Below are 3790 nucleotides of genomic sequence, written 5' to 3'. Positions count from 1 at the left end.
GCCCGGCGGCGGTAAAACTTGACAGCCGGCCGGCGGCTTCGAAAACAATCAGGCTGCCGGCGGAGGGCAGTAGATGGCGCAGGCTTCGCATAAGCTCAACTTATACAAGCGATCAGGATTTTCCAGCGTCACAGCTGCATTTTGTCTCTCTAGATTGAAGGCCTCTAGGAGGATCGAGTTTCATGAACGCACCGGCCGCTGAAATAACCGAACCTGCCAACCGTCGAGCGGGTGGCCGCGTGGGGCGCAAGACACTGCGCGGAATTCCCATGGCGTCTTTTCCGACCCTGGTCCGCAAGATCCCTGTTTATGAGATGGTCCCGGATGAAGCGGTGGAACTGATCCACCAGGAGTCACTTTTAATCCTCGAAGAGGTGGGCTGCGAATTCCGCGACGATGAGGCGATCGCCCTGTGGAAGGCCGCCGGAGCCGATGTTTCCGATACGCGCGTCCGGATCGACCGTGCCCTGCTGATGGAACTGGTATCGAAGGTCCCGTCAGAGTTTACGCTCAATGCGAGGAATCCGCAGCGGACGGTGCGGGTAGGCGGCAACAACTCCATCTTCGTGCCGATGTACGGCGCGCCCTATGTGCGCGACCTCGACAACAACAGGCGCTACGGCACGCTTGCCGACCTCAACAACTTCCACAAGCTCGCCTATATGGCGCCGGCGCTGCACTCGTCGAGCTCGGTCATCTGCGAGCCGATGGAAATCGCGGTGCCGAAGCGCCATCTCCACATCATCCATTCGGCGCTGAAGCACTCGGACAAGCCGTTCATGGGCATAGTGACGTCCAAGGAACGGGCGGAAGATACGATGGCCATGGCGGGCATCGTGTTCGGCGAGGACTATGTCCGCGACAATCCGGTGCTGGTGTCGATCACCAACTGCAACTCGCCGCTGGTGTGGGACGCCACCATGCTGGATGCGATGAAGGTCTACGCACGCCACAACCAACCGCTCATCCTTGCGCCCTTCGCCCTGTGCGGCGCCTCGACGTCGGCCTCCGCCGTCGGCGCGGTCGCGCAGGTCAATGCCGAAGCGCTGGCGGGCGTCGCGTTCACGCAGCTGCTGCGTCCCGGCTCGCCGCAGCTCTACGGACAGTTCATGGTCACGGTCGACATGAAGACCGGGGCGCCGATGGGCGGCACGCCGGAGGCCGCGCAGATGATGTATCTGATGGGGGCGCTGGCCAGGAAATACAAACTGCCATGGCGCACCTCGGGCTTCCATGTCGGGTCGAAGCTGAACGATGCCCAGGCGGGCTACGAATCGAACATGCTGATGCATGCCGCAATCCTCTCCGGGGCCAACTACATCTGGCATTCCGCCGGATGGCTCGAGGCCGGCTTGAGCTGCGGCTATTCGAAATTCGCAACGGACTGCGAACAGCTTGTCGGCTGGTACAAATATGYMGGCGGSCTKCCGTTCGACGATTTCAAGGARGCGATGGCGGCRRTCCGCGAGGTMGGCCCGCAGGGCCATTTCCTCGGCACYAAACACACRCTCGAACATTTCGAGTCSGCYTTCTTCATRCCCTCGATCATGGACTTCAATTCGTACGAACAGTGGAAGGCTGAAGGGGCCAAGGACCACGACACGCGCGGTCGCGAGAAGGCGCGCAACATGCTCGCGGATTATGAGGAACCGAAGCTCGACGAGGGCATTGCCGACGGGCTGGCGGATTTCATTGCGCGGCGCGAGGAGGCGCTGCCAAACAGCGTCAGCTGACGCGACGGACGAACAAACTAACGGGAACAAAAAAGGGAGAAAAAAATGACGTTCTTCAGAAGCAATGGCGACCGCGTGCCGGGCGCTATCGAGGCAATGGCGAAAGAGACGCGTGCAGGCCATATGGACCGGCGCGAATTCCTGGCGCTGGCCAGCGCCTTCGGCGCATCGACGGCTTTCGCCTACAGCATGATCGGCCTTGCCGCGCCGACCAAAGCCCTGGCCGATGAACCGAAAAAGGGCGGAACGCTGCGTGTCGCCATGTCGGTCAAGGCGCAGAAGGATCCGCGCACCTATGACTGGACCGAGATGGCAAACGTCACCCGGACTTGGCTCGAGCCGCTCGTCCGCTACACGCACCAGTTCACGTTCGAGCCGGTGCTGCTTGAAAGCTGGGACGTCAATGACGACGCCACCGAATACACACTGCATCTGCGCAAAGGCATCACCTGGAACAATGGCGATGCCTTCAACGCCGATGACGTGGTCTCTAATCTGAACCGCTGGTGCGAGAAGGCTGCTTCCGGCAATTCCATGGCGGCACGCGTCGGCGCGCTGATCGACACAAAGACCGGCAAGGCCAAGGATGGTGCCATCACCAAGGTCGACGACCTCACGGTCAAGCTGAAGCTGTCCGAACCCGATATCGCGATCATACCGGGCTTCACTGACTATCCGGCGCTGGTCGTGCATCGCGACTTCGACAAGGACGGCGCCGACCCGATCAAGAAGCCGATCGGTACCGGACCCTTCGAACTGGTCTCCTACGCAGTAGGTACCAAGGCGGTTGTCAAGCGTCGCGAGAACGGCAAGTGGTGGGGTGGTGAAACGCCGCTCGACGGTGTCGAGTTCATCGATTACGGCACCGACTTCAACGCCACGCTGAATGCCTTCGAATCCGGCGAGATCGACCTCGATTTCGAAACACCGGCCGACTTCATCGACGCCCTCGACAAGATGGATCTGGTGAAATCGGAAGTCGCAACGGCGACCACGCTCGTTGCCCGCACCAACATCACCCACAAGCCCTATGACGACCAGCGGGTGCGCAATGCGCTGCAGATGGCCGTCGACAACAATGCCGTCATGCAGCTCGGCTACGCCGGGCTCGGCACGGTCGGCGAGAACCACCACGTCGCCCCGATCCATCCCGAATACTATCCGCTGCCCAAGAAGACRCGSGATGCCGCCGCCGCCAAGAAGCTGATGGCGGATGCCGGGCAGGCCGACTTCGAGCACGAGYTGATCACCGTCGAGGACGAATGGCAGAAGAACACTGGCGATGCGATCGCCGGCCAATTGCGCGATGCCGGCATCAAGGTCAAGCGTACGGTGCTACCGGGTTCGACCTTCTGGAATGACTGGACGAAGTATCCGTACTCTATGACCATCTGGTACATGCGGCCGCTTGGCGTCCAGGTGCTGGCCTTGGGATATCGCTCGGGTGAAGCCTGGAATGAAACGGCCTATGCCAATCCGGATTTCGACGCCAAGCTGAAGCAGGCGCTTTCGCTGGCAGATCCTGCCAAACGCAAGGAGGTGATGAAAGACGTCGAGCAAATCCTGCAGGATTCCGGCGTCATCATCCAGCCGTTCTGGCAGAAGCTCTACTGCCACATGAGCAAGAAGGTGAAGAACTACGGTATGCACCAGACCTACGAAATGGACTTTCAGAACGTCTGGCTCGACGCCTGATTTAGCTCCCGAGATTTGCAATCAACCGCCGCCGGTACCCTATGACAAAAGGTGCCGGCGGCCCGTAGATCACTGACAGGCGATTGGCGCAGGCAAAATGTCCGACGACGAGATCATCCTTTCTGAACTTTCCGATGACGAGTTGGTGCAGCAGATGCACGACGATCTCTATGACGGGCTGAAGGAAGAGATCGAGGAAGGCACCAACATCCTGCTGGAGCGCGGCTGGGTGCCTTACAAGGTGCTGACCGAGGCGCTGGTCGAAGGCATGCGCATCGTCGGCGAGGATTTTCGCGACGGCATCCTGTTCGTTCCCGAAGTGCTGCTGTCGGCCAACGCCATGAAGGCCGGCATGTTCATCC

General features: G+C 60.4%; 3 protein-coding genes and 1 pseudogene. 3 read left to right on the top strand and 1 reads right to left on the bottom strand.

Annotated elements, in window-relative coordinates; genetic code table 11:
* A pseudogene (locus tag AC1DX0_RS32625) lies at nucleotides 1–91 on the bottom strand (LysR substrate-binding domain-containing protein); the annotation flags it as partial.
* A 91-nt stretch (nucleotides 92–182) separates the two neighbouring features.
* Here AC1DX0_RS32625 and AC1DX0_RS32620 point away from each other — a divergent pair.
* From AC1DX0_RS32620 to AC1DX0_RS32610, 3 genes are all read left to right on the top strand, one after another.
* Nucleotides 183–1733 carry a trimethylamine methyltransferase family protein gene (locus AC1DX0_RS32620; RefSeq protein ID WP_477358501.1) on the top strand — a complete coding sequence of 517 codons (1551 nt, stop codon included), beginning with the start codon at nucleotides 183–185 and terminating at the stop codon, nucleotides 1731–1733.
* 45 nt (nucleotides 1734–1778) lie between these two features.
* Nucleotides 1779–3428: an ABC transporter substrate-binding protein gene (locus AC1DX0_RS32615; protein ID WP_477219162.1), complete on the top strand. Its 1650-nt coding sequence runs from the start codon at nucleotides 1779–1781 to the stop codon at nucleotides 3426–3428.
* 97 nt (nucleotides 3429–3525) lie between these two features.
* Nucleotides 3526–3790, top strand: a 265-nt coding sequence (locus AC1DX0_RS32610) for a B12-binding domain-containing protein (RefSeq protein WP_477358499.1), incomplete at its 3' end; no start/stop codon positions are given.

It is taken from the genome of Mesorhizobium sp. P3_A9 (assembly GCF_056402975.1).
This window is presented reverse-complemented; position numbering and strand designations above follow the sequence as displayed.